The 24,126-nt window shown below is 65.5% G+C and carries 23 protein-coding genes and 1 tRNA gene; 13 read left to right on the forward strand and 11 right to left on the reverse strand.

Going from position 1 to position 24,126, the window contains the following annotated elements; genetic code table 11:
• Positions 1 to 2: 2 nt before the first annotated feature.
• Positions 3 to 791 carry a class I SAM-dependent methyltransferase gene (locus J2X92_RS16655; protein WP_307577051.1) on the reverse strand — a complete coding sequence of 263 codons (789 nt, stop codon included), beginning with the start codon at positions 789 to 791 and terminating at the stop codon, positions 3 to 5.
• 105 nt (positions 792 to 896) lie between these two features.
• On the opposite strand from J2X92_RS16655, the gene J2X92_RS16660 reads away from it, so the two are divergent.
• The 8 genes from J2X92_RS16660 (at position 897) to rng (ending at position 7,923) form a co-directional block, all read left to right on the forward strand.
• Positions 897 to 1,625 carry a YebC/PmpR family DNA-binding transcriptional regulator gene (locus J2X92_RS16660; RefSeq protein ID WP_307577052.1) on the forward strand — a complete coding sequence of 243 codons (729 nt, stop codon included), beginning with the start codon at positions 897 to 899 and terminating at the stop codon, positions 1,623 to 1,625.
• 38 nt (positions 1,626 to 1,663) lie between these two features.
• Positions 1,664 to 2,962, forward strand: a complete 1,299-nt coding sequence (purD, locus tag J2X92_RS16665) for a phosphoribosylamine--glycine ligase (protein ID WP_307577053.1) — start codon at positions 1,664 to 1,666, stop codon at positions 2,960 to 2,962.
• Entirely contained in the window at positions 2,962 to 3,879 is a 918-nt protein-coding gene (gene hemF / locus J2X92_RS16670) for an oxygen-dependent coproporphyrinogen oxidase (protein ID WP_307577054.1), read from the forward strand. The genes purD and hemF overlap by 1 nt, the downstream gene beginning before the upstream one ends.
• A complete protein-coding gene (gene nadD / locus J2X92_RS16675) occupies positions 3,876 to 4,511 on the forward strand; it encodes a nicotinate (nicotinamide) nucleotide adenylyltransferase (protein WP_307577055.1) in 636 nt (211 codons plus the stop codon). Before hemF ends, nadD begins: the two co-directional genes overlap by 4 nt.
• The gene (gene rsfS / locus J2X92_RS16680) at positions 4,511 to 5,191 is read left to right on the forward strand and encodes a ribosome silencing factor (RefSeq protein WP_307577056.1); all 681 of its coding nucleotides are present in this window, start codon (positions 4,511 to 4,513) and stop codon (positions 5,189 to 5,191) included. Before nadD ends, rsfS begins: the two co-directional genes overlap by 1 nt.
• Positions 5,188 to 5,655, forward strand: a complete 468-nt coding sequence (gene rlmH / locus J2X92_RS16685) for a 23S rRNA (pseudouridine(1915)-N(3))-methyltransferase RlmH (RefSeq protein ID WP_307577057.1) — start codon at positions 5,188 to 5,190, stop codon at positions 5,653 to 5,655. The genes rsfS and rlmH overlap by 4 nt, the downstream gene beginning before the upstream one ends.
• The gene (locus J2X92_RS16690; RefSeq protein ID WP_307577058.1) at positions 5,652 to 6,257 is read left to right on the forward strand and encodes a Maf family protein; all 606 of its coding nucleotides are present in this window, start codon (positions 5,652 to 5,654) and stop codon (positions 6,255 to 6,257) included. The genes rlmH and J2X92_RS16690 overlap by 4 nt, the downstream gene beginning before the upstream one ends.
• Before the next feature lie 139 nt (positions 6,258 to 6,396).
• Entirely contained in the window at positions 6,397 to 7,923 is a 1,527-nt protein-coding gene (rng, locus tag J2X92_RS16695; protein ID WP_307577059.1) for a ribonuclease G, read from the forward strand.
• Positions 7,924 to 7,927: 4 nt separating this feature from the next.
• On the opposite strand, the gene msbA is transcribed toward rng, so the two are convergent.
• Positions 7,928 to 9,712: a lipid A export permease/ATP-binding protein MsbA gene (gene msbA, locus J2X92_RS16700; protein WP_307577060.1), complete on the reverse strand. Its 1,785-nt coding sequence runs from the start codon at positions 9,710 to 9,712 to the stop codon at positions 7,928 to 7,930.
• Positions 9,713 to 9,963: 251 nt separating this feature from the next.
• On the opposite strand from msbA, the gene tolB reads away from it, so the two are divergent.
• The 5 genes from tolB (at position 9,964) to J2X92_RS16725 (ending at position 13,476) form a co-directional block, all read left to right on the forward strand.
• Positions 9,964 to 11,190 (forward strand): Tol-Pal system beta propeller repeat protein TolB, encoded by a 1,227-nt coding sequence (tolB, locus tag J2X92_RS16705; RefSeq protein WP_307577061.1) that lies wholly within the window; start codon positions 9,964 to 9,966, stop codon positions 11,188 to 11,190.
• Between the two features lie 25 nt (positions 11,191 to 11,215).
• Complete coding sequence (pal, locus tag J2X92_RS16710) at positions 11,216 to 11,734, forward strand: peptidoglycan-associated lipoprotein Pal (RefSeq protein WP_307577062.1); 519 nt, start codon at positions 11,216 to 11,218, stop codon at positions 11,732 to 11,734.
• Positions 11,734 to 12,483 (forward strand): tol-pal system protein YbgF, encoded by a 750-nt coding sequence (gene ybgF, locus J2X92_RS16715; protein ID WP_093022791.1) that lies wholly within the window; start codon positions 11,734 to 11,736, stop codon positions 12,481 to 12,483. Before pal ends, ybgF begins: the two co-directional genes overlap by 1 nt.
• A gap of 58 nt (positions 12,484 to 12,541) precedes the next feature.
• The gene (locus J2X92_RS16720) at positions 12,542 to 13,345 is read left to right on the forward strand and encodes a tRNA threonylcarbamoyladenosine dehydratase (protein ID WP_307577063.1); all 804 of its coding nucleotides are present in this window, start codon (positions 12,542 to 12,544) and stop codon (positions 13,343 to 13,345) included.
• A gap of 55 nt (positions 13,346 to 13,400) precedes the next feature.
• A tRNA-Lys gene (locus J2X92_RS16725) sits at positions 13,401 to 13,476 on the forward strand.
• Between the two features lie 433 nt (positions 13,477 to 13,909).
• On the opposite strand, the gene J2X92_RS16730 is transcribed toward J2X92_RS16725, so the two are convergent.
• The 9 genes from J2X92_RS16730 to argA all read right to left on the reverse strand — a co-directional run bounded on the left by J2X92_RS16730 (position 13,910) and on the right by argA (position 24,055).
• Complete coding sequence (locus tag J2X92_RS16730; protein ID WP_307577064.1) at positions 13,910 to 14,413, reverse strand: hypothetical protein; 504 nt, start codon at positions 14,411 to 14,413, stop codon at positions 13,910 to 13,912.
• 18 nt (positions 14,414 to 14,431) lie between these two features.
• Positions 14,432 to 16,459 (reverse strand): ABC-F family ATP-binding cassette domain-containing protein, encoded by a 2,028-nt coding sequence (locus tag J2X92_RS16735; protein ID WP_307577065.1) that lies wholly within the window; start codon positions 16,457 to 16,459, stop codon positions 14,432 to 14,434.
• A gap of 133 nt (positions 16,460 to 16,592) precedes the next feature.
• On the reverse strand, positions 16,593 to 17,474 hold the full coding sequence (gene prmB, locus J2X92_RS16740) for a 50S ribosomal protein L3 N(5)-glutamine methyltransferase (protein WP_307577066.1): 882 nt from the start codon (positions 17,472 to 17,474) through the stop codon (positions 16,593 to 16,595).
• Positions 17,471 to 18,646 (reverse strand): succinyl-diaminopimelate desuccinylase, encoded by a 1,176-nt coding sequence (gene dapE / locus J2X92_RS16745; protein ID WP_307577067.1) that lies wholly within the window; start codon positions 18,644 to 18,646, stop codon positions 17,471 to 17,473. The genes prmB and dapE overlap by 4 nt, the downstream gene beginning before the upstream one ends.
• A 24-nt stretch (positions 18,647 to 18,670) precedes the next feature.
• Complete coding sequence (locus tag J2X92_RS16750) at positions 18,671 to 19,819, reverse strand: PilT/PilU family type 4a pilus ATPase (protein WP_307577068.1); 1,149 nt, start codon at positions 19,817 to 19,819, stop codon at positions 18,671 to 18,673.
• 59 nt (positions 19,820 to 19,878) lie between these two features.
• On the reverse strand, positions 19,879 to 20,712 hold the full coding sequence (gene dapD / locus J2X92_RS16755; RefSeq protein ID WP_055796987.1) for a 2,3,4,5-tetrahydropyridine-2,6-dicarboxylate N-succinyltransferase: 834 nt from the start codon (positions 20,710 to 20,712) through the stop codon (positions 19,879 to 19,881).
• Between the two features lie 44 nt (positions 20,713 to 20,756).
• The gene (gene dapC, locus J2X92_RS16760) at positions 20,757 to 21,977 is read right to left on the reverse strand and encodes a succinyldiaminopimelate transaminase (protein WP_307577069.1); all 1,221 of its coding nucleotides are present in this window, start codon (positions 21,975 to 21,977) and stop codon (positions 20,757 to 20,759) included.
• A gap of 51 nt (positions 21,978 to 22,028) precedes the next feature.
• Positions 22,029 to 22,676 (reverse strand): LysE family translocator, encoded by a 648-nt coding sequence (locus tag J2X92_RS16765; RefSeq protein WP_307577070.1) that lies wholly within the window; start codon positions 22,674 to 22,676, stop codon positions 22,029 to 22,031.
• A gap of 32 nt (positions 22,677 to 22,708) precedes the next feature.
• A complete protein-coding gene (argA, locus tag J2X92_RS16770; protein ID WP_307577071.1) occupies positions 22,709 to 24,055 on the reverse strand; it encodes an amino-acid N-acetyltransferase in 1,347 nt (448 codons plus the stop codon).
• Positions 24,056 to 24,126: the final 71 nt, after the last annotated feature.

Consider the following 24,126-nt stretch of genomic DNA (forward strand, 5'->3'; position numbering starts at 1 on the left):
GGTCAGCCGGCCTCGACGGTGGTTTCCGGTTTGCGGGCCATGTACTCGGAGAAGACGCCCAGGCTCGCGTGCCGGCGCACGTCGGTGAAGCCCGCGGCGCGCAGCGCTTCCAGCACGCGTTCGGGAGGAATGCAGGCCTCGATGGTGTCCCAGTAGTAGCGCCACAGTTCCGAGGTGTTGGAGCGGCGACCCACCACGCGGGCAATCAGCGGCACCACGGCGCGCATGTAGCCCTTGAGCAGCGCGGTGGCGATGCGGCCATTGGGCTTGGTGATCTCGAGCACCACCAGCCGTCCGCCGGGGCGCAGCACGCGGTGGAATTCGCCGAAGGCGGCCGCCACGTCGCTGATGTGGCGCATGGCATAGCCCATGCTCACGAAATCGCAGCTGGCGTCCGGCCGGGGCAGCGCTTCCGCCACGCCGGCAACCAGTTCGACGCCCGGCAGGTCGATCTGCTCCATCATGCCGACGCTGGGATCGACACCCGTTAATTTGCCGGTCGGGCCGATGATCTTGAGCGCCTCGCGGGCGACCAAGCCGGTGCCGATACCGACATCGAGAACCTGCGCGCCCTGGGCTAGCCCGGCCTGCGTCAGTGCGTCCCGCCGGTACGACGGACCGGTGCCGAAGGCGAGCACGCTTTCGATGCGGTCATAGTCGGCAGCGGTGCTGTCGAAGATGCGACGCAAGAATGCCTGGTGCTCCGTCTCGTTCTTGTAATACAGCGGTAGCGGGGTGTGGGGCGGCAGGATGGTCGGTTTCCCGGGCCCGACAGAAGGCGATGGCGTCATCGGGGGATTATCACCAAAAGGGAGCGCCGCCTCGCCAGCCGTTGTGTGCGCCGGACAGTAAACTCGGAACCTGCTTTGAAAACACAGGATTGCGAGAGATAAGTCATGGCCGGACATAGCAAATGGGCAAACATTCAGCACCGGAAGGGCCGCCAGGACGAGAAGCGCGGAAAGCTCTGGACGCGCGCCATCCGCGAAATCACTGTGGCCGCGCGTGCCGGCGGGGGTGACCTCAGCGCCAACCCCCGTTTGCGGCTGGCAGTGGAAAAGGCCAAGGCAGTCAACCTGCCGATCGACACCGTCAAGCGCAACATCGACAAGGCCACCGGCAATCTCGAAGGCGTCAATTACGAAGAAATTCGTTACGAAGGGTACGGCATCGGCGGCGCGGCGATCATCGTCGACACCATGACAGACAACCGCGTGCGCACGGTGGCCGAGGTGCGCCACGCCTTCTCCAAGCACGGCGGCAACATGGGCACCGAAAACTCGGTGGCGTTCCAGTTCAAGCACTGCGGGCAGATCATCTTTGCGCCGGGCACCAATGAAGACAAGGTCATGGAAGCCGCGCTCGAAGCCGGCGCCGAAGACGTCGTCACCGACGACGACGGCGCCATCGAGGTGATCACCGCCGTGACGGATTTCGAAACCGTCAAGAACGCGCTCGAAGCGCGCGGACTCAAGCCCGAGGTGGCCGAGGTCACCATGCGGGCCGAAAACACGATCGAACTGACCGGCGAAGACGCCGCCAGGATGCAGAAGCTGCTCGATGTGCTGGAAGACCTGGACGACGTCCAGGAGGTCTATCACAACGCCGCGCTTTCGAATGAATGAATGACCATTGATCCACAGCGAATGAAGAAGGCCCACGAATGAAGGTACTGGTAATTGGGGGAGGGGGCCGGGAACACGCATTGGCGTGGCGGTTGGCGCAGGCCAGCCGGGTCAGCCGCGTGTACGTGGCGCCGGGCAATGGCGGCACCGTGAGCGACGAGCGCTACGACTGCATCGACATCACCGAGCCCGCCGCGCTGCGCGAGTGGGCTGCCAAGGAAAAGATCTCGCTCACCGTCGTCGGTCCCGAGGCGCCCCTGGCGGCCGGCGTGGTGGACGAATTCCGCGCCCACGGCCTGCGCATCTTTGGCCCCACGCGGGCGGCCGCGCAGCTCGAGAGCTCCAAGGCGTTCTCCAAGGCGTTCATGAAGCGCCACAAGATCCCGACGGCCGAGTACGAGGCCTTCACCGATGCGGCCGCGGCCCACGCCTACATCGATGCCAAGGGCGCTCCCATCGTCGTCAAGGCCGACGGTCTGGCTGCTGGCAAGGGTGTGGTGGTGGCCATGACCGCGCAAGAGGCGCACGAGGCCGTCGACTTCATGCTGGTCGACAACAAGTTTGGCGTGTCTCACAACGACGGCGGCGCGCGCGTCGTCATCGAAGAATTCCTGCAGGGCGAAGAAGCCAGCTTCATCGTGCTGTGCGACGGCAAGAACGTGACCGCACTGGCCACCAGCCAAGACCACAAGCGCCTGCTCGACAACGACGAAGGCCCCAACACGGGCGGCATGGGCGCATATTCGCCCGCACCGGTCGTCACTGCCGAAGTGCATGCACGCGCCATGCGCGAGATCATCCTGCCGACCATCCGCGGCATGGAAAAGGACGGTATTCCGTTCACGGGCTTTCTCTATGCCGGCTTGATGATTGACGCGTCGGGTCACCCGAAGACGCTCGAATTCAATTGCCGCATGGGCGACCCCGAAACACAGCCGATCATGATGCGGCTTAAATCCGACTTGTTCGAAGTGTTCTGGCACGCCACCGACGGCACGCTCGACCAGGTCGAACTGCAGTGGGACCGTCGCGTGGCGCTTGGCGTGGTGATGGCGGCGCACGGCTATCCGCTCTCGCCGCGCAAGGGCGACCGCATCACCGGCATCCCGCCTGAGGCGCCCGATGCCGTGGTGTTCCACGCCGGCACCACGCAGCAAGACGGCGAGCTCAAGACCAGCGGCGGCCGCGTGCTATGCGTGACCGCACTGGCCGACAGCGTGAAGCTTGCGCAACAGCGGGCCTACGAGGTTGCTGCGCGCATCAATTTCGATGGCGCGCAATACCGCAAGGACATTGGGCACCGCGCGGTCCACGCTCGCGCCAACCCGCACGCCTGATGCAACAGACCAACCCGGCCGCGGTCGGCGACTACCTGCGCAAGCTGCAGCAAGACATCGTCGCGGCCGTTGAAGCGGCCGACGGCGGCACCTGTACGCGCGACGCCTGGCAGAAGGATCCCGGCGAGGCGTTGCAAGGCAGCGGCCTCACGTGCATCCTCGAGGGCGGGGAGTTGTTCGAGCGCGCGGGCTGCGGCTTCTCGCAGGTGCGCGGGCCCAAGCTGCCGCCATCGGCCACGCAGAACCGGCCTGAACTCGCAGGTGCGCCGTTCGAGGCCATGGGCGTTTCGCTGGTGTTCCATCCGCGCAACCCCTACGTGCCCATCGTTCACATGAACGTGCGCATGCTGGCTGCGCTGCCCGAGGGCAAGGAGCCTGTATGCTGGTTCGGCGGCGGCATGGACTTGACGCCTTGCTACGGATTCGAGGAAGACGCGGTGCACTTTCACACCGCGTGCCGCGATGCGCTTGCTGCCTTCGGCGACGACAAATATCCGCGCCTCAAGAACTGGTGCGACGAGTATTTCTTTCTCAAGCACCGCAACGAGCAACGTGGCATCGGCGGGATCTTCTTCGACGACTTCGCCGAGGGCGGATTCGAGAATGCCTTTGCAATGCTGCGCTCCGTGGGCAATGCCTTCCTGCCGGCCTACCTGCCCATCGTGGAGCGCCGCCGCGCCATGCCCTGGGGCGAGCGCGAACGGGCTTTCCAGCTCTACCGGCGCGGACGCTACGTGGAGTTCAACCTCGTGTGGGACCGCGGCACGCACTTCGGGCTGCAGTCGGGCGGGCGCACCGAATCGATCCTGCTGTCGATGCCGCCGCTCGCAAGCTGGGCCTACCGCCAGCATCCGGAGCCGGGCACCCCCGAAGCCGCGCTCTACAGCGACTTCATCGTGCGGCGCGACTGGTTGTGAATCCTTCCACCAGCAAGTCACCCCCGCGCATCGGCATTTTTGGCGGCGCCTTCGATCCGCCGCACAACGCCCACGTGGCATTGGCCGAGGCGGCGCTTGAGCAGCTCGGCCTGGCCGAACTGCACGTCATACCTACGGGGCAGGCCTGGCACAAGAGCCGGGCGCTGACGCCGGTGCAAGACCGCTTGGCAATGACGCGGCTGGCTTTTTCGGGGCTGAAGGGCACGGTGGTGGTCGACAGCCGTGAAGTGCTGCGCGACGGCCCCACCTACACGCTCGACACCCTGCATGAATTGCAGCGGGAGCAACCCGGCGCTCAACTCGTGCTGATCATGGGCGCCGACCAGGCCAGCGCATTGCCGACATGGCACGGCTGGCAGGCTATACTCGGCATTGCTATTGTTTCTGTAGCGTATCGCGCATTATCGACGGGCGGCACTGCTCGTTTTGATCCGAAGATGCTGCCCGGCCTTCCGGCTGGCGCGCGTTTCGAGGCGCTCGATCTGCCGGCCATGGACACCAGCGCCACCGATATACGGGGGCGTGCGGCGCTTGGCGAGGACATTTCCTCGCTGGTTCCGCCAGCCGTTGCACGCTATATTGACCAACACCACCTTTACCGCCCTGCCTGATGACCACTGAAGCCGCCGCCAAGAAAGACACCCAAAAACTCCAGCGAGCCATCATTGATGGACTCGAAGACGTCAAGGCGCAGGACATCCAGGTTTTCGACACAGAGCATCTCTCACCGCTGTTCGAACGCGTGATCGTTGCCTCGGGCACCTCTAATCGCCAGACCAAGGCGCTGGCCGCCAGCGTTCGGGATGCGGTGCGAGAGGCCGGTTTCGGCAAGCCGCGCATCGAGGGCGAGGACAACGGCGAGTGGATCATCGTGGACTGCGGCGCGGCTGTTGCGCACATCATGCAGCCCGCCATCCGCCAGTACTACCACCTCGAAGAGATCTGGGGCGACAAGCCCGTGCGCGCCAAGCTCGGCGGCACCAAGCCGGCCCTTGCCACGGCCTCCAAGGTCATCGAGGAGAAGAAGCCGGTGGCGGCCAAGATGCCTAACCTGCGCCGCACCAGCGCAGCCAAGACCGCCATCCGCGCGGCCGAGCAAGAGGCCAAGGCCGAAAAGGCCAGTCGCAGCCCAGCCAAGAAAACCGCCGCCAGGAAAGCACCGGCCAAGAAGACCACGACCGCGCGCGTGCCGGTCAAGGTGGTCGGCAAGCCGGCCGCAAAGAAACCCGCGGCGAAGAAGCCCGCGGCAAAGAAGGCGCCTGCCAATAAGGCGCCAGCCCGCCGCGCATGAAGCTCCTGGTGGTCGCCGTCGGGCAACGCATGCCCGACTGGGCACAGACTGCCTGGGACGACTACGCCAAACGCTTCCCGCCCGAGCTCAAGCTCGAGCTGCGGGCCGTGAAGACCGAGCCGCGCGGTTCCAAGTCGCTCGAAACCATCTACGCTGCCGAACGTGAACGCATCGAAGGTGCCATTGCCAGGGGCATGCGCATCGTGGTGCTCGATGAGCGCGGCACCGCGATCACGACCAAGGCGCTGGCTGCGCGCCTGCAAGCCTGGCAGGGCGAGGGCGATGACGTGGCCCTCGTCATTGGCGGGCCCGACGGGCTCGACCCGGCCTTCAAGGCCGCGGCGCACGAGCGCATCCGCCTTTCCGACCTGACCCTGCCGCACGCGATGGCGCGCGTGCTGCTCGTGGAGCAGCTGTACCGGGCCTGGTCGGTCAACGCGGGCCATCCGTACCACCGGGAATGACACCAGACTTCATCTACCTCGCGTCGCAAAGCCCGCGCCGCGCCCAGCTGCTCGGCCAATTCGGCGTACGCCACGAGCTTCTTCTTGCCGGTCCTGAAGAAGATGCCGAATCGCTAGAGGCGGTGCTGGCCAACGAATCTCCCACCGCCTACGTACAGCGTGTCACTGCGCTCAAGCTCGATACCGCAGTGGCGCGGCGCAAGCGCCTCGGCCTCGCCGATGCACCAGTGCTCTGCGCCGACACCACCGTGGCCCTGGGCCGCAGCATCCTCGGCAAGCCGGACGATGCGCGTGATGCCGAGCGCATGCTGGCGATGTTGTCAGGCACCACGCATCGCGTGCTGACGGCCGTGGCGCTGCAGCATGGCCGACGCCGCCATGCGGCGCTCAGTGTTTCGCGTGTGCGCTTCGCTCCCATGACGGGGAAGCAGATCGCGCGCTATGCCGAGAGCGGCGAGCCGCTCGGCAAGGCTGGCGCCTATGCGATCCAGGGCGCGGCGGCAGCGTTCATCGAGCACATCAGCGGGTCCTATTCGGGCATCATGGGACTCCCGATGTTCGAGACCGCGCAGCTTTTGCGACAGGCGGGGATGATTCGATGAGCATGCCCATGACACTCAAACCAAGACTTTTTTTCAGAGCGGCCGCGGAACCGGCTTCGCCGGGCCGCTGGCGGCGCCCCCCGGTAGGGGGGAGGGCGAAGCGACACGAAGTGCGCGCAGCCTGGGGGGCGAGCCTGTAATGCAAGACATCCTGATCAACTGGTCCCCGCAGGAGACCCGTGTGGCGCTGGTCGAGCACGGCGCGGTGCAAGAGCTGCACGTCGAACGCACGTTGGAGCGCGGGCTGGTCGGCAACATCTATCTGGGCAAGGTGTCGCGTGTGCTGCCAGGCATGCAGTCGGCCTTCATCGACGTTGGCCTGGAACGCACAGCCTTTCTGCACGTAGCAGACATTGTGGCGCCGTTCACGCCAGGCTCACGGCCCAGCGCCCCGGCGCCCGAGCGCGACCACCGCAACGGCGGGCCGATCGTGCCCATCGAGAAGCAGGTGTTCGAGGGCCAGTCGCTGCTGGTGCAGGTGATCAAGGACCCGATCGGCACCAAGGGCGCGCGGCTGTCGACGCAGATCAGCATTGCCGGCCGGCTCTTGGTGTTCCTGCCGCAGGACAACCACATCGGTGTTTCGCAGAAGATCCCTTCGGACCAGCGCGATTCGTTGCGCACGCGCATGCTCGCGCTGATCGAGGCGGCCGCGGCGGCCGACAGCGGCGGCGTGGTGCCCGCCAACACGGGCGGCTTCATCCTGCGTACCAACGGCGAAGACTCGTCCGATGCCGAACTGGCCGAAGACATTGCGTATCTGCGCAAGACCTGGTCGCGCATTCGCGAAGCATCGAGCAAGATGCCGCCGATGTCATTGTTGCACCAGGACCTGAGCCTGCTGCAGCGCGTGCTGCGCGACATGACCAGCGAAGACACGCAGACCATCCGCATCGACTCGCGCGAACAGTTCGAGGTGCTGCTCAAGTTTGGGCTCGAATACATGCCGCAGGCGGCCGGCAAGCTGCAGCACTACAAGGGCGAGCGGCCGATCTTCGACCTGTACTCGGTCGACGAGGAAATTGCCAAGGCGCTGGGCCGACGGGTCGAACTCAAGTCGGGCGGCTACCTCGTGGTGGACCAGACCGAGGCACTCACCACAGTGGATGTGAACACCGGCGGCTTTGTCGGTGCGCGCAATTTCGACGACACCATCTTCAAGACCAACCTGGAAGCGGCGCAAGCCATTGCGCGGCAATTGCGCTTGCGCAATCTGGGCGGGATCATCATCGTCGACTTCATCGACATGGGGCGCGACGACCACCGCGAACAGGTGCTGGCCGAGTTCCGCAAGCAGCTTGCGCGCGACCGCGTCAAGACAACGGCCGGCGGCTTCTCGCAGCTCGGGCTCGTCGAGATGACGCGAAAGCGCACGCGCGAATCGCTGGCCCACATGCTGTGCGAGCCCTGCGTCGCGTGCGGCGGGCAGGGCATTGTGAAGACCGCGCGCAGCGTGGCCTACGACGCCATGCGCGAGATATTGCGCGAGGCGCGGCAGTTCACGCCGCGTGAGTTCCGCATCGTGTCGTCGCCGCAGGTGATCGAGCTGTTTCTCGACGAGGAAAGCCAGCACCTGGCAGGGCTGAGCGACTTCATCGGCAAGCCGATTTCGTTGCAGTCCGAGCCCGCCATCGGGCAGGGCCAGTACGACATCGTCCTGCTCTGAGCCGTCAGAGCGTCGGGTCCTGCCCCGGAGTCGCGCTGCGCACGGCCAGCGTCTGCAGGCGGGCGTAGAGCCCGTCAAGCGCCATCAATTGAGCGTGGCTGCCTTGCTCGGCCACTCGGCCTTGTTCCATCACGATAATGCGGTCGGCATGCTGGATGGTCGAAAGCCGGTGCGCGACGATCAGCGTGGTGCGGTTCTGCATCAGGCGGTGCAGGGCGTCTTGCACCAGCCGCTCCGATTCAGTGTCGAGGGCCGAGGTGGCCTCGTCCAGCAGCAGGATGGGTGCGTTCTTGTAGAGCGCGCGCGCAATGGCCAGGCGCTGGCGCTGGCCGCCCGAAAGCTGCGTGGCGTTGTGGCCAAGCACCGTGTCCACGCCTTCCGGCAGGCTCTCGACGTGGCTCGCAAGGTTCGCGGCCTCTATGCATTGCTGCACCCGTGCACGATCGATATCGGAGCCCAGCGCCACGTTGGCCGCCAGCGTGTCGTTGAGCATCACCACGTCCTGGCTCACCATGGCGAACTGCGCGCGCAGGCTCTTGAGTTCCCATTCGCTGGTGTCGTGGCCGTCGAGCAGCACCTGCCCGCCGCTGGGCAGCACGAAGCGCGGCAGCAGATTGACCAGCGTGGTCTTGCCCGATCCCGAGGGGCCGACGAAGGCCACCACCTGGCCCGGCTCGATGGCGAGACTCACGCCGTCGAGTGCGCGGGCCTCGTCCTCGCCACGGTAGCTGACCTTCACGTCGCGAAGTTCGATGCGGCCTTGCGCATGCGCGAGGCTGAACGTGCCCTGCGGCTCTGGGGCCACGTCGTCGATGAGCACCAGGCCGCGCTCGAGCGCGGCGAGGCCACGTGTGATCGGCGCGGCCATATCCGCCAGGCGGCGGATCGGTGCGATCAGCATCAGCATGGCCGTGATGTAGGCCACGAATCCGCCCACGGTCAGCCCCTGCTCGCCGCTCTGCCAGAGCGCGATCATCACCACGACCGACAGCGCGAGCGATGCCATCATCTGCGTAAGCGGCGTGGTGGCCGCTTGCGCGATGGTCGACTTCACGGCCAGGCGGTTCAGGCGCTGGCTCAGCTGCTCGAAGCGTTCGGCTTGCGCCTCCTCGGCCCCGTGCAGCCGCACCATGCGGTGCGCGAGCACGTTTTCCTCGACCACGTAGGCCAGCTCGTCGGTGGCTTGCTGGCCCTGCTGCGTAAGGCGATACAGGCGCTTGGAGAACACCTTCATGATCCACGAGATGCTCGGCACCAGGAAGGCAACGATGAGCGTGAGTTTCCAATTCAGATAGACGAGGTAGGCGAGCAGCGCCACCAGCGTGAAGCCATCGCGCGAGAGGCCGAGCAGTGCCTGCACCAGCAGCATGGATCCGGTCTGCACCTCGTACACCACGGTGTTGGAGAGCGTGCTGGCCGACTGGCGCGAGAACAGGGCCAGCTCCGCGCCCAGCAGGCGCTGGAACAACACGCGGCGCAGACGCTGCATGCCTTCGTTGGCAATGCGTGAGAGCGCATATTGCGAGATGAACTGGGCAATGCCGCGCACCGCAAACAACAGCAGCACGGCCGCCGGTACGATCCACAGTGCCAGCTGTCCACGGTTGAAGCCGCGGTCGAGCAGGGGCTTCAGCAGCGCGGCCATCAGCGGCTCGGTGATGGCCGCCATCAGGGCGCCGATGAGCGCGACCGCCCACCATTGGCGCGAGCCGCCGAACCAGGTCATGAGTCGCGCCAGCCGGCGCATCAGGGGAGGGCGCGCGGACTCGCTGCCGGGGGATGCTTGCATGGCGGCGGATTCTACGGGGGCCTCGACAGGCTCTTTGACGGGTCCGCTGTAGGACTGCACCGTCCGATACACCTTTTGTGATTTCGCGGCCAAACCAGTGTGTAACATGTGGCCCGTCGCACTTGGGGAGAACTTTTTACCCCGAAACATCTCCGAACCGCATGAACAAGCCGTTGCCAGTTTCTTTTCCAACTCCTTCTTCATCGTTTTTTGCACGCCGCACGTTGATTGCGGCTCTTGCAGCAACCCCCATGCTGCCCGCGCTCGCCCAGTTCCGGGTCGAGGTGTCGGGCGTGGGTCTCACGCAGCGGCCTATCGCGCTGGTTCCGTTCAAGGGACAGGACGCATCGCCGCAGAAAATCTCCGACATCGTTCAGGCCGACCTCGAACGCAGTGGCCAGTTCCGCGGCGTCGATGCTTCGGGCCAGGCGCTCGACGAAGCCTCGCGCCCCGATCTCTCGCTCTGGCGCCAGCGCACGGCGGATTCGCTCGTGGTCGGCAGCGTCACGCGTTTGGCCGATGGCCGCTTCGATGTGCGCTTTCGCCTGTGGGACGTGGTGCGCGGGCAAGACCTTGGCGGCCAGAGCTACACCGTGCCGCAGGGCGACCTGCGGCTGGCGTCGCATCGCATCGCCGACTACGTCTACGAGAAGCTGACGGGTGACAAGGGCATCTTTTCGACACGCATCGCCTATGTGACCAAGGGCGGAAACCGGTATGCGCTGTGGGTGGCGGATGCCGATGGCGAGAACTCGCAGGCCGCGCTCGCAAGCCCGGAACCCATCATCTCGCCCTGCTGGTCGCCCAACGGGCAGCAGTTGGCCTACGTGTCCTTCGAATCGCGCAAGCCCGTGGTTTACGTGCACAACGTGGCGAGCGGACAGCGCCGCTTGCTGGCGAACTTCCGCGGTTCCAACAGCGCACCCGCCTGGGCACCCGATGGCGGCTCGCTGGCCGTCACGCTGAGCCGCGACGGCGGCTCGCAGCTCTTCACCATTCCGGCAGGCGGCGGCGAGCCGCGACGCTTGACGCAAAGCGCCAGCATCGACACCGAACCCGCATACTCGGCCGATGGCAGCACCATCTACTTCGTGAGTGACCGCGGCGGTGCACCGCAGATCTACAAGATGGGCGCCAGCGGCGGCGCGCCGACCCGTGTAACCTTCAGTGGCACCTACAACATTTCTCCGTCTGTCAGCGGCGATGGCCGGTGGTTGGCCTACATCTCCCGCGTGGGCGGTGCGTTCAAACTCCATGTGATGGAGTTGGCCACCGGCAATGTCTCGGCCATTACCGACACCTCGGCAGACGAGAGTCCCAGTTTCGCACCCAACAGCAAGCTGATCGTCTATGCAACGCAGCTGCAAGGCCGCGAAGCGCTCATGACGACCACGCTCGACGGCAAGATAAAAGCACGGCTGGCCGGGCAGGCGGGAGACATAAGAGAACCGGACTGGGGTCCGTTTCAAAAGCAATGACCAAGGTTTATTTGAGGAGTACCCAATGTTGAAACGTACGATTTATTCGCTGGCCATCGTGGCCCTGATTGCCGGCTGCTCGTCGGGCACCAAGCTCAACGATGCACCGGTAACCGACCGCTCCGGCACCGCCGGTGGCCAGCAGGGCAGCGCGAGTGCAGTCGCTCCCGTCTCCATCGATCCCAATGCCTCCACCGCGCAAGGCCCGGTCGGGATCGAACGGATCGTCTATTTCGACTTCGACAGCTACACGGTCAAGCCCGAGTTCCAGGCACTGATCGACGGCCATGCCCGTTTCCTCAAGGGCAACCAGCAGCGCCGCATTTCCATCGAAGGCCACACCGACGAACGCGGCGGTCGCGAGTACAACCTGGCACTCGGCCAGAAGCGCTCCGAAGCCGTCCGCCGCGCGCTAACGCTCCTGGGTGTGAACGACGCTCAGATCGAAGCCGTGAGCTTCGGCAAGGAAAAGCCGGCGGCCCAGGGTTCGGGCGAAGAAGCCTGGGCGCAGAACCGCCGCGCTGAAATTCGATACACACGGTGATGCAACGCGCCTTGTTGCGAGGCGCGGCCCTGGCTGCCGCCTTGCTTTGCGTTTCGATCGGCTCGCAAGCTGCATTGTTCGAGGATGATGAGGCGCGCCGAGCCATCCTCGACCTGCGGCAGCGGGTGGAGGCGATGCGCCAGCAGACGGACCAGCGGTTGACCGACGAAAACGGCCAGCTGCGCCGCAGCCTGCTCGAACTGCAAAACCAGATCGAACAGATGCGGGGCGACCTTGCACGCATGACCGGGCAGAACGAGCAGCTGCAGCGCACGCTGAGCGAAATGCAGTCGCGCCAGACCACCATCGACGATCGGCTCAAGCAGAACGAGCCCGCCAAGGTTTCGGTGGACGGCCGCGAATTCACTGCGGATCCGAAGGAAAAAGCCGACTTCGATGCGGCGCTCGGTATCTTCCGTGCGGGCCAGTTCGCGCAGGCGCAGACCGCGTTTGCGGAGTTCGTCAAGCGCTACCCGCAAAGCGGCTACAACGCGTCCGCGCTGTTCTGGCTCGGCAATGCGCAGTACGCCACGCGCAACTACAACGAGGCCATCGCCAACTTCCGCTCCATGCTGTCGCTGGCACCCGACCACGCCAAGGCTCCCGAGGCCGTGCTGTCGATAGCCAACTGCCAGATCGAGCTGAAGGACACGCGCGCCGCGCGCCGCACGCTGGAAGACCTGACCAAGGCCTATCCGCAATCCGAAGCCGCGCAAGCGGGTCGCGAGCGTCTCTCGCGTCTGCGCTGACGCCGGCGGAGCCCTCCGCTTGAGCGCAGCAACGCTTTCGCAACCATCGAACGCTGCCGTGGATGTCGTCACAGACACCGCGGCGGCGCCTGACTATGCGCGTCGCTTTGGCGGCCTTGAACGCCTCTACGGCGTAGCGGGTGCCGCGCGCATCCGGAACGCCCATGTGCTCGTCGTCGGCATCGGCGGTGTCGGCTCATGGGCCGTCGAGGCCTTGGCGCGCAGCGGCGTGGGTCGACTGACGCTGGTCGATCTCGACCATGTGTCCGAGTCGAACATCAACCGGCAGATCCATGCGCTCGACTCAACGGTGGGACAGGCCAAGGTCGAGGCCATGCGCGACCGCATTGCGCAGATCAACTCGGAGTGCAAGGTGCTCGCGATCGACGAATTCGTCGAGCCCGGCAACTGGACGATGCTGCTCGAAACGGCGCAGCAAGCCAACGGAACTGCAACAGCCGTCATCGATGCCTGCGATCAGGTGAAGGCCAAGCTCACGATGGCCGCATGGGCGCGCGCATCGGGCACCGCCTTCGTCACCGTGGGTGCGGCCGGTGGCAAGCGGCAGGCGCACAAGGTCGACGTCGACGATCTTTCGCTCGTCACGCATGACCCGCTATTGGCCCAACTGCGCCAGCGCCTTCGCAAGGAGCATGGCGCTCCGCGCGAAGGCCGCAAGATCGGCGTCACCTGCGTGTTCAGCCGCGAGAGCGTCGCACCGCCCGATGCGTCCTGCGCCATCGAAGGCGACGGCTCGCTCAACTGCCACGGCTACGGTTCGGTGGTGAGCGTCACCGCTACTTTCGGCCAATGTGCGGCAGGTTGGGTTTTGGACAAGATTGCGAGCAACGCCGCGCTATAATCTTTGGCTTTGCCGGATTCAACGCCGGCAAGAGACAAAAGAGAAAAATGGTTCCGGGACGTTAGCTCAGTTGGTAGAGCAGCGGACTTTTAATCCGTTGGTCACTGGTTCGAATCCAGTACGTCCTACCACCCCCCAAAGAAGCCGCTCCATAGAGCGGCTTTTTTTATGCCGCGACCCGATCGATTGCGCATCGAGTGGCGCATTCGGGACCCCGATCCGCGCACGCTTTTCCACCGTCTTATCCACCGCAGTGGTGCAGAAATTTCCCTCTGCAAGAGGGTGCATTGGAAGGCGAGGCTAACAAAGTTGTACACATTTGGTATTACATATTAGTAATAACTAACTGCGGCAGCTGAAGAGGGCACCTGCGGATCGACGAAGCCTCCGGTGGGTCGCGGACTGCCGCGCAGCAAAAAAACAGCCCGCACAAAGGCGGGCTGGAAGATGACCTGCTGGAGGAGGGGGATCAGAGGGAGTGCAGGCCACAGGAGAGCCTCCACTATGTGCGCCGAACCTGCACGCAACCTGACCTGAAGCGCTCGTTGTTCGACGGCGGCGCGTTCAGGCGGGCGCGTGCGGTTCGGGCGGCGACAGGGCGAGCGTGGTGCTCACGCGGACGCAATCCTTGATGTGCTGCTCGCCGAGGGCGCGCAAGGCCGCATAGCCTAGCGCGGCGGACACGATCTGTCCGGCGATCGGCACGTACTTGGTGGCCTGCTTGACGGTGAGCTTCACGCCCGCATACCGGGCGAGCTTGATCAGCAGCTCCCGCGTGACGAGTCGGCCGACCAGCAAGGCGCCCACCGTGGTAGCGGCCTTCTGGATGCGTTCGCGCTGGTGTGGAGCAAGCTTTTCGACCTGCGTGACCGAAAGGCCGAACTCGGCGCTGATCTGCGGCACCAGGCGTGTGAGCAGGGCCGCGTCGGCGGCCCAGTCGATGCCCGGCAACGGAATGGTGCTGGCGGCTGCGGCCATCAAGGCCTTGCGGCCGATCAGGCGGCGACTGCGGTGGATGGCCGCAATCAGTTTTTCGTCGCCCCGGGCCAGTTCGATGGCAGACGGCATGCGATGTGCCTCCGTTTTTCAGGCCGCCAGCGCCTCGAGCTGGTCCGACAGGGCCAGCCAGCGCTCTTCGAGTCGGCCGATTTCGTCGTTGAGGGCCTTCAGGCGCTTGCCCGCTTCCGCAATCTCGGCGGACGACAGGGGCTGTGCCAGGCGCGCTTCGAGCGCGGCGCGCTCGGTGCCTGCTGCGGCCAGCCGTTCGTCGATCTGTGCGATCTCGCGCTTGATCGGCTTGGCCTGGTCGCTGCGCTGCTGGCGCCCCTGGGCGTCCTGCTTGCGTTGCTGCGGATTCTTGTTTGCGGCTGCGGGTTCGTTGGCAGCGGGCGCGGGAGCGGCAATCGGTGCGGTTTCGGCAGCGGTTGCGATCGCTGCAGCCGCGTCCCGCACAGCGATCTTGGCCTCCTCGCGCAGCCGCTTGGCTTCGTCGAGCAGGTAGCGCTGGTAGTCGTCGAGGTCGCCGTCGAAATCGGCGACCACGCCGCGTCCCACGAGCCAGAACTCGTCGCACACCGAGCGCAGCAGCGCGCGGTCGTGACTCACCAGCATCAGCGTGCCTTCGAACTCGTTCAGCGCCACGGCCAGGGCCTCGCGCGTGGCCAGGTCCAGGTGGTTGGTGGGCTCGTCCAGCAGCAGCAGGTTGGGGCGCTGCCACACCATCATCGCGAGCACCAGGCGGGCCTTTTCGCCGCCGCTCATGGTGCCGACGGGTTGCTTCACCATGTCGCCGCTGAAGTTGAAGCTGCCGAGGAAGCCGCGCAAGGCCTGCTCGCCGGTGCTTTCCTTGACGGCGCTGCCCAGCTCGCGCGCCATGCGAACCATGTGTTCGAGCGGGTTGTCCTGTGGGCGCAGCACGTCGAGTTCCTGCTGCGCGAAGTAGCCGATGTTGAGGCCCTTGCCTTCGGTGACCTGACCGGCCAGCGCGCCCATTTCACGCGCGATGGTCTTCACCAGCGTCGACTTGCCCTGGCCGTTGGCGCCCAGGATGCCGATGCGTTGGCCCGCCAGCACCGAGCGGCTCACGCCGCGCAAGATGGTCTTGGGCTCGGCGTCTTCGATCTCGTAGCCGAAGCTCGCGTTGCTGATCGACAGCATCGGGTTGGGGATGTTGCCCGGCTCCTTGAATTCGAAGGTGAAGTCGGCTTCGGCCAGGAGCGGCGCAACCCTTTCCATGCGCTCCAGCGCCTTGACCCGGCTTTGCGCCTGCTTGGCCTTGCTGGCCTTGGCCTTGAAGCGGTCGATGAACTTCTGCAAATGGGCGATCTTGTCCTGCTGCTTGGAGAAAGCGACCTGCTGCTGCTCCATCTGCAGCGCACGCATATCCTCGAACTTGCTGTAGTTGCCGCCGTAGCGTGTGAGCTGCGCGTTGGCGATGTGCAAGGTCACGTCGGTCACGGCGTCGAGAAACTCGCGGTCGTGGCTGATGACGATCATGGTGCCGGCGTACTTCTGCAGCCAGGCTTCCAGCCACACCAAAGCATCCAGGTCCAGGTGGTTGGTGGGTTCGTCGAGCAGCAGAAGGTCGCTCGGGCACATCAGCGCGCGGGCCAGCTGCAGGCGCATGCGCCAGCCGCCTGAAAAGCTGTTGACGGGGCCGTCGAGTTCGTGCGACTTGAATCCCAGTCCGAGGATCAGGGCCTGGGCGCGCGGCACGGCGTCGTGCTCGCCCGCGTCGGCCAGGTCGGTGTAGGCGTGGGCCAGCTCCATGCCGATGTCGGCGTCGTCGGGGTTGGCTTCGTAGGCAGCCTCGATGGCCGCCAGCGTGGCGCGCAGCTCGGCCAGGCGGGTGTCTCCCCCCACCACGAAGTCGGTGGCCGACTCCTCGGTTTCGGGCATGTCCTGGGCCACCTGCGCCATGCGCCACTGCTTGGGCACGTAGAAGTCGCCGCCGTCCTCGTGCAGCGAACCGTTGAAGAGCGCGAACAGGGTCGACTTGCCGGCGCCGTTGCGTCCGACGAGGCCGACCTTTTCACCGGGGTTGATGGTGACGGTGGCGCCGTCGAGCAGAACCTTGGCGCTGCGGCGAAGAATGACGTTTTTGAGAGTAATCATGAAATAGGAACCGTAGGGGCGATTATCCCGCCCGGCCGCGGCGGCTTGGCGCGAAGGGGCAAATGGGGCCACCACCCCGTGTAAACGGGAGGCCGGAAAAGGCGGCAGAGGGAAAAGAGTACGGCTGGCGCAGCTAACGTGCGCCGGCGCCGGCCAGCATTGCGGCCCGGGTGACGAGCAGCACCTGGTCTTCGCCCGCAGAGGTTTCGAGCCACACGACCTCGAGCTGCGGAAACGCCGCTTCGAAGTGGTCGCGCTCGTTGCCGATTTCCAGCACCAGTACGGCTTCTTTGCTCATGCGCGAGGGGGCGTCGGCAAACAGCCGGCGCACGAAGTCCATGCCGTCGTCTCCGCCGGCCAGTGCCAGTTCGGGCTCGGCCCGGTATTCGGCGGGCAAGGCGGCCATGCTCGCGCTGTTCACGTAGGGCGGATTGCACAGCACCAGGTCGTACGGGCCGGGCAAGTTGGCCAGGCCGTCCGATTCGACCAGCCTGATGCGGCTGTCGAGCTGGTGCCGCGTGACGTTGATGGCGGCCACCTCGAGCGCTTCGACCGACAGGTCTGCAGCGTCCACGGTGATCTCTGGGTAGGTCATGGCCGCGAACACGGCCAGGCTGCCATTGCCCGTGCACAGGTCGAGCACGCGCTGCGTGTGTTCGCCAAGCCAGTAGTCGATGCTGCCGTCCGCGATCAGCTCGGCAATGAAGCTGCGCGGCACGATCGCGCGTTCGTCCACGTAGAAGGGCACGCCCTGCAGCCAGGCCTCTTTGGTCAGGTAGGCGGCGGGCTTGCGCGTGGCGATGCGTTCGTCGAGCAGCGCGGCAACCTTGCCCGCATCGGCCGGCGAAACGGGCGTGTCGGCCACGGCGTCGATGTCGTCGAGCGGCAGGTTCAGGCGCCACAAAACCAGCCAGGCGGCTTCGTCGAAGGCGTTGGCCGTGCCGTGGCCGAAGGCGACGCCGGCGTCTTCCAGGCGCTTGGCGCCAGCCTCGATCAGCTCGATGACCGTGCTCATCGGGAGAGCGACGCTTCGAGCCGCTCCATCGTGCGCCTGTAGATGTTCTTCAGCGTTTCGATTTCGGCCACGTCGATGTGCTCGTCGATCTTGTGAATGCTGGCGTTGACCGGGCCGAGCTCGACCACCTGCTTGCAGATCTTGGCGATGAAGCGCGCATCGCTGGTGCCGCCGCTGGTCGACAGCTCGGTGGCAATACCCGTTTCATCGACGATGGCTGCCTGCACCGACGAGACGAGTTCGCCCGGCGTGGTCAGGAAAGGCAGGCCGCCAATGGTCCAGGCCAATGTGTAGTCGATGCCATGGGCGTCGAGTACCGCGTGCACGCGCTTCTGCAATGACTCGGGCGTCGACTCGGTTGAGAAGCGGAAATTGAAATCGATCACCGCGCTGCCCGGGATCACGTTGCTCGCGCCGGTGCCCGAGTGAAAGTTGCTGATCTGCCAGCTGGTCGGCTGGAAGTAGGCATTGCCCGCGTCCCATCCGGCCGCCGCATTGATGGCCACGAGTTCAGCCAGCGCGGGCGCTACGGCATGCACCGGGTTCTTTGCAAGGTGCGGATAGGCGATGTGGCCCTGCACGCCCTTGACCGTGAGCTTGCCGCTCATGGTGCCGCGGCGGCCATTCTTGATCATGTCGCCGCAGCGCTCGACGGCGGTGGGCTCGCCGACGATGCAGTAGTCGAGCACCTCGCCGCGCGCCGCCAGCGTGTTGCAGACGACGACGGTGCCGTCGACGGCCGGGCCTTCCTCATCGCTGGTGAGCAGCAGCGCCAGCGTGAGCTTCGGATCGGGCGTGGCCCGCAGGAATTCCTCGATGGAGATAACGAAGGCCGCCACCGAGGTCTTCATGTCGCAGGCGCCGCGGCCGTAGAGCTTGCCGCCCCGGTGCGTGGGCGTGAAGGGATGGCTGGTCCATTGCTCGAACGGGCCGGTCGGCACCACATCGGTGTGACCGGCGAACACCAGCGTCTTTGTTGCCGTGGCAGCGGCCGGACGGCGCACCGCCCAGAGGTTGGTCACGCGGAAATCCGCAGGACCGCTCTCGATGGTTTCGAGCGTGAAGCCCAGTGGCGCGAGCCGCTCGCCAAGAATCTGTTGGCAGCCCGCATCGTCAGGGGTGACCGAGGGGCGCGAGATGAGTTGTTCGGCGAGCTGGAGCGTACGGGACATCGGAAAAAAGCCAAAGAGGCTGGGTCAGAACTTCACGTCGAGCGTGATGTCGGTAAAGGTGGGTTCGTCGACCTGGTCCATCAGGTTGCGCTCTTCGGCCTTCTGCTTGGGCGCGGCGCGGTTCTGCAGCCGCCACATCAGGTTGGTGGGCGAGTCGGACTGGGCCAGGCCTTCCTCGCGCGTCACGCGCTCTTCGATGATGAGACGGGCAATGTCTTCCTCGAAGGTCTGGGAGCCTTCGGCCATCGATTGCTCCATGGCTTCCTTGACGGCGGAAAAATCGCCTTTTTCGATCAGCTCGGCCACCAGGGCCGTGTTGAGCATGACCTCGAGCGCCGGCACGCGGCCGCCCGTGGGCGTGCGAAGCAGCCGCTGCGAGACGATGGCGCGCAGCGCCGAGCCCAGGTCGCCCAGCAGCGTGGGGCGCACCTCGACCGGGAAGAAGCTCAAGATGCGGTTCAGCGCGCGGTAGCTGTTGTTGGCGTGCAGCGTGGCCACGCATAGGTGGCCCGACTGCGCATACGCAATGGCCGCGGTCATGGTTTCGCGGTCGCGGATTTCGCCGATCTGGATCACGTCGGGTGCTTGGCGCAGCGCGTTCTTGAGCGCGACATGCAGCGACTCGGTGTCGCTGCCCACGTCGCGCTGGTTCACCAGCGATTTCTTGTTGGTGTAGGTGAACTCGATGGGTTCTTCCACCGTGAGGATGTGGCCCGTGGCGTGCTCGTTGCGGTAATCGAGCATCGAGGCCAGGGTGGTGGTCTTGCCCGCGCCGGTGGCGCCGACCATCAGGATCAGCCCGCGCTTCTCCATGATCAGCGTCTTGAGAATGTCGGGCAGGTTCAGGTCGGCAAAGCTGGGAATGGTCGAGGCAATGTGCCGCACCACCACCGCATAGCTGCCGCGCTGGCGCATGGCGCTGATGCGGTAGTTGCCGGCGCCCTCGAGCATCACGGCCATGTTGAGCTCGCCCTTGCTCTCCAGCTCCTGGATGCGGGCTTCGGGCACCACTTCGGCCAGCAACGCGAGTGGCGCGGTGGCCGGCAGCACCTGGGCGTTGATCGGCACACAGGTGCCGTTGATGCGGATCAGCACCGGGGAGTGCGCCGAGAGGTAGATGTCGGAGGCCTTGCGCTCGGCCATCAGACGAAGGATTCGCTCCATCATGTTCATCGGTCTCTCTCTCCTCGGGTGCTGTTGTTTTCTAACGGGACAAAGCTGGCGCCTGACGATCAGTCGCGCAGCAGGTCGTTCAGGCTGGTCTTGGAACGCGTTTGCGCATCGACCGTCTTGACGATGATTGCCGCGTAGGTGCTGTAGTCCTGGCCCGACTTGGTCTTCTTGGGCAGGTTGCCACTGATGACGACGCTGCCGGACGGCACGCGGCCGAAGAAGGTCTCGCCGGTGTCGCGGTTGAAGATGGGGGTGCTCTGGCCGATGTACACGCCCATGCCGAGCACCGAGTTTTCTTCGATCACCACGCCTTCGACCACTTCGGAGCGGGCGCCGATGAAGCAGTTGTCTTCGATGATGGTGGGGCCGGCCTGCAGCGGCTCGAGCACGCCGCCGATGCCGACGCCGCCCGACAGGTGCACGTTGGCGCCGATCTGCGCGCATGAACCCACGGTGGCCCAGGTGTCGACCATGGTGCCTTCACCCACGTAGGCGCCGATGTTCACGTACGAGGGCATCAGGATCGCGCCCTTGGCGATGTAGCTGCCGCGGCGTGCGACGGCCGGGGGCACGATGCGAACGCCCGATTCCTTCAGCTCGCCGGCCGACAGGTGCGAGAACTTGGTCGGCACCTTGTCATAGAAGCCGAGCGAGCCGGCCTGCATCTGCTCGTTGTCCTTCAGGCGGAACGACAGCAGCACGGCCTTCTTGATCCACTGGTGCACCGTCCACTTGCCCACGCTCTCGCGGGTGGCAACGCGCAGCTTGCCGTTGTTGAGCTCGGAGATCACGTGCTCGACGGCGTCGCGCACTTCGGCCGAGGCGGCGCTGGGCGAAACGTTGGCGCGGTCTTCCCACGCGGCGTCGATGATTTGTTGCAGTTGCTGGGTCATGGAGAAAGTCTCGTGTGAAAAATGGGAGCCGGGAAAGCAGCGGTTCAGCCCCGGCCTGTTTGGCCGGATTGCACGAAGCGGACGATGCGCTCGGCGGCTTCCACGCATTCGGCCGTTTCGGCCACCAAGGCCATGCGGATGCGGCCACGGCCGGGGTTGGCGCTGTGTGCCGTGTCGCGCGCCAGATAGCTCCCCGGCAGAACCGTAACATTGTATTGAGCGTAGAGCGCGCGGGCGAAGGATTCGTCGTCGCCAGCCCACACTTCGGGCACCCCCGCCCAGAGGTAGAAGCTGGCATCGGGCAGCCGCACGTCGAGCACCGGTTCGAGCAGGGGCGTCACGGCGGCGAATTTGGCCCGGTACTTGGCGCGGTTTTCGACCACGTGGGTTTCGTCGCCCCAGGCCGCGATGCTGGCCGCGGCCACGGTGCCGCTCATGGCGCTGCCGTGGTAGGTGCGGTAGAGCAGAAAGCTCTTGATGATGGCGGCATCGCCCGCCACGAAGCCGCTGCGCAGGCCCGGAACATTGCTGCGCTTGGACAGCGACGTGAGCGCAATCAGGTTCTTGAAGTCGGCGCGGCCGAGCTTGGCGGCGGCTTCCAGCCCGCTGAGCGGCGGCTCGTCGCGGAAGTAGATTTCGCTGTAACACTCGTCGGCCGCGATCACGAAACCATAGCGGTCCGAAAGAGCGAAGAGCTTGCGCCACTCGTCCAGCGGCATCACGGCGCCGGTCGGATTGCCGGGCGAGCAGACGAACACCAGCTGGGTGCGCTCCCAGACGGCCTCGGGCACGCTGTCCCAATCGACTGCGAAGTTGCGCGACGCCACGCTCGGCACGTAATAGGGCTCGGCGCCCGAGAGCAGGGCCGCGCCTTCATAGATTTGATAGAACGGGTTGGGCGAAACCACCACCGGTGCGGGGGTCTTGCTGCCATCGACCACCGTTTGCGCAAGCGAAAACAGCGCCTCGCGCGAGCCGTTGACTGGTAGTACCTGCGTAGCCGGGTCCAGCTGCAGGACGTAGCGGCGCCGCAGCCAGTCGGTGAAGGCGGTGCGCAGCGCCAGGGTGCCGGCCGTTGCGGGGTAGGCCGCGAGCGTAGCCATGCTGGCGGCCAGCGCTTCCTTGATGAAAGCGGGCGTGGCGTGCTTGGGTTCACCGATGCCCAGGCTGATGGGCGCGAAATCGGCATTGGGCGTGACGCCCTCGAACAGGCGCCGCAGCCGCTCGAAGGGGTAGGGCTGGAGCTTGGAAAGCAGGGGGTTCATGGAGAGCGATTATCGGCGACGGGTCGCCGGCCGCTCAGGCCCCCGCGCCGCTCAGGTGCCGCTGCGCCGGTAGAACGCCAGCGAGCTGGCCAGCGCCAGCAGCATCGCGCCGCAGGTGCGGTCGATCCAGCGGCCCGCGGCGGCCGTCAGCAGCCGCATTGCCCGTGCGCCCACGAAGGCATAGACCAGCATCACCAACGCGTCCAGCGAAGCGAACAGCACGGCGATGATGGCGTACTGCATGCCCTGCGCGGCCGAGGGGTCGATGAACTGCGGCATCAGCGCCGAGCAGAACAGGTAGCCCTTCGGGTTGGTGACCGCCACCAGGAACGACTTGAAAAAGACCTTGCGGCCGTCTCCGTTCAATCCCGTGGCCGGCTCGGCCGCTTCGGCGCGCGGCGCATCGAAGCTGCCGCCCTTGGAGCGCAGCATGCGAATGCCCAGCCAGGCAAGGTACACGGCGCCCACCCACTTGAGCATGGAGAACCAGAATTCCGAGGCCGCCAGCAGCGTGCCCAGGCCCAGTGCCACGGCGCCGACCAGGACGAAGTCGGACAGCACGGCGCCCAGAATGCCCGGCATTGCACCGCGCACGCCGCGCCGGGAGCCATTGCTCAGCGCCAGCAACACGGTGGGACCCGGCGTTGCGATGGCAGCCAGCGCGACGATGGAAAACAGCAGTGCGGTGGCGAACGTCATGGCGGCGGGCTCCCCTTCAAAGGCTTAAAGATTCAGATTTTCTTGACCAGCACCTGGCTCTTGCGGTCCCAGTTGTACTTGCGCTTGCGGGCTTCGGGCAGCCAGTCGGGGTTGACCTGTTGGAAGCCGCGCTTCAGGAACCAGTGCATGGTGCGGGTGGTGAGCACGAAGATGCTCTCCAGGCCCATGGCCTTGGCGCGGTGCTCGACGCGCTTGAGGATGCGTTCGCCGTCGCCCTGCGATTGCGACTGGGGCGAGACGGTCAGCGCGGCCATCTCGGCGGTCTTGGCCTCGGGGTAGGGATAGAGCGCCGCGCAGCCGAAGATCACGCCGTCGTGCTCGATGACTGTGTAGTGGCCCACGTCGCGTTCGATCTCGGTGCGGTCCCGCTTGACCAGCGTGCCGTCGCGCTCGAAGGGCTCGATGAGCTGCAAGATGCCGCCGATGTCGTCGACCGTGGCTTCGCGCAGGCTTTCGAGCTTTTCGTCGATCACCATGGTGCCGACGCCGTCGTGCACGTACACCTCGAGCAACAGCGCGCCGTCGAGCGCAAACGGCAGGATGTGGTTGCGCTCCACGCCGCCCTTGCAGGCCTTCACGCAGTGCTGCAGGTAGAAGGCGGTGTCGGTCGGCTTCTGCGGTGGTGGCAATGACGCCAGCAGCTTTTCGGCCGCGGCAAGCGGCAGCTCGGTGTCGATGGGGTTGTCTTCGCTCTCCGGCAGTTCGCTGTCGATGCGAATGCCCGGAATCTCGGTCAGGAAGATCAGCTTGTCGGCCTGGATCGAGATGGCGACGCTGGTGGCAACCTCTTCCATCGTCAGGTTGAAGGCCTCGCCAGTAGGCGAGAAGCCGAAGGGCGACATCAGCACCATGGCGCCGAAATCAAGCGTGCGCCGGATGCCCACGGTGTCGACCTTGCGGACCAAACCCGAATGCTTGAAGTCCACGCCGTCGACCACGCCCACGGGTCGGGCGGTGATGAAGTTGCCCGAAATCATGCGGACGGTCGAACCAGCCATCGGCGTGTTTGGCAGGCCTTGGCTGAAGGCGGCCTCGATCTCGTAGCGCAGCTGGCCGGCGGCTTCCTGGGCGGAGTCGAGCGCCACCTCGTCGGTAATGCGGATGCCATGCGAATAGCGCGCCTCGTGCCCCTTGGCCGCGAGCTGCTCGTTGACCTGCGGGCGAAAGCCGTGCACCAGCACAATCTTGACGCCCATGCTCTGGATCAGCGCCAGGTCTTGCGCAATGTTCTGCAGCTTGCCCGCGGCGATGGCCTCACCCGCCAGGGCGACCACGAAAGTCTTGCCGCGGTGCGTGTGGATGTAGGGCGCGACCGAGCGGAACCAGGGCACGAAGGTGAAGTTGAAAACGGTGGACATGGAACGTGATTGTGCATTCTTGAAGGGCGCTCCGCGCGGGACGGGCCATCGCCCGCAGCAGCCGCGCAACG

It is taken from the genome of Variovorax paradoxus (genome assembly GCF_030811855.1).
GTDB classification, from domain to species: Bacteria; Pseudomonadota; Gammaproteobacteria; order Burkholderiales; family Burkholderiaceae_C; genus Variovorax; species Variovorax paradoxus_L.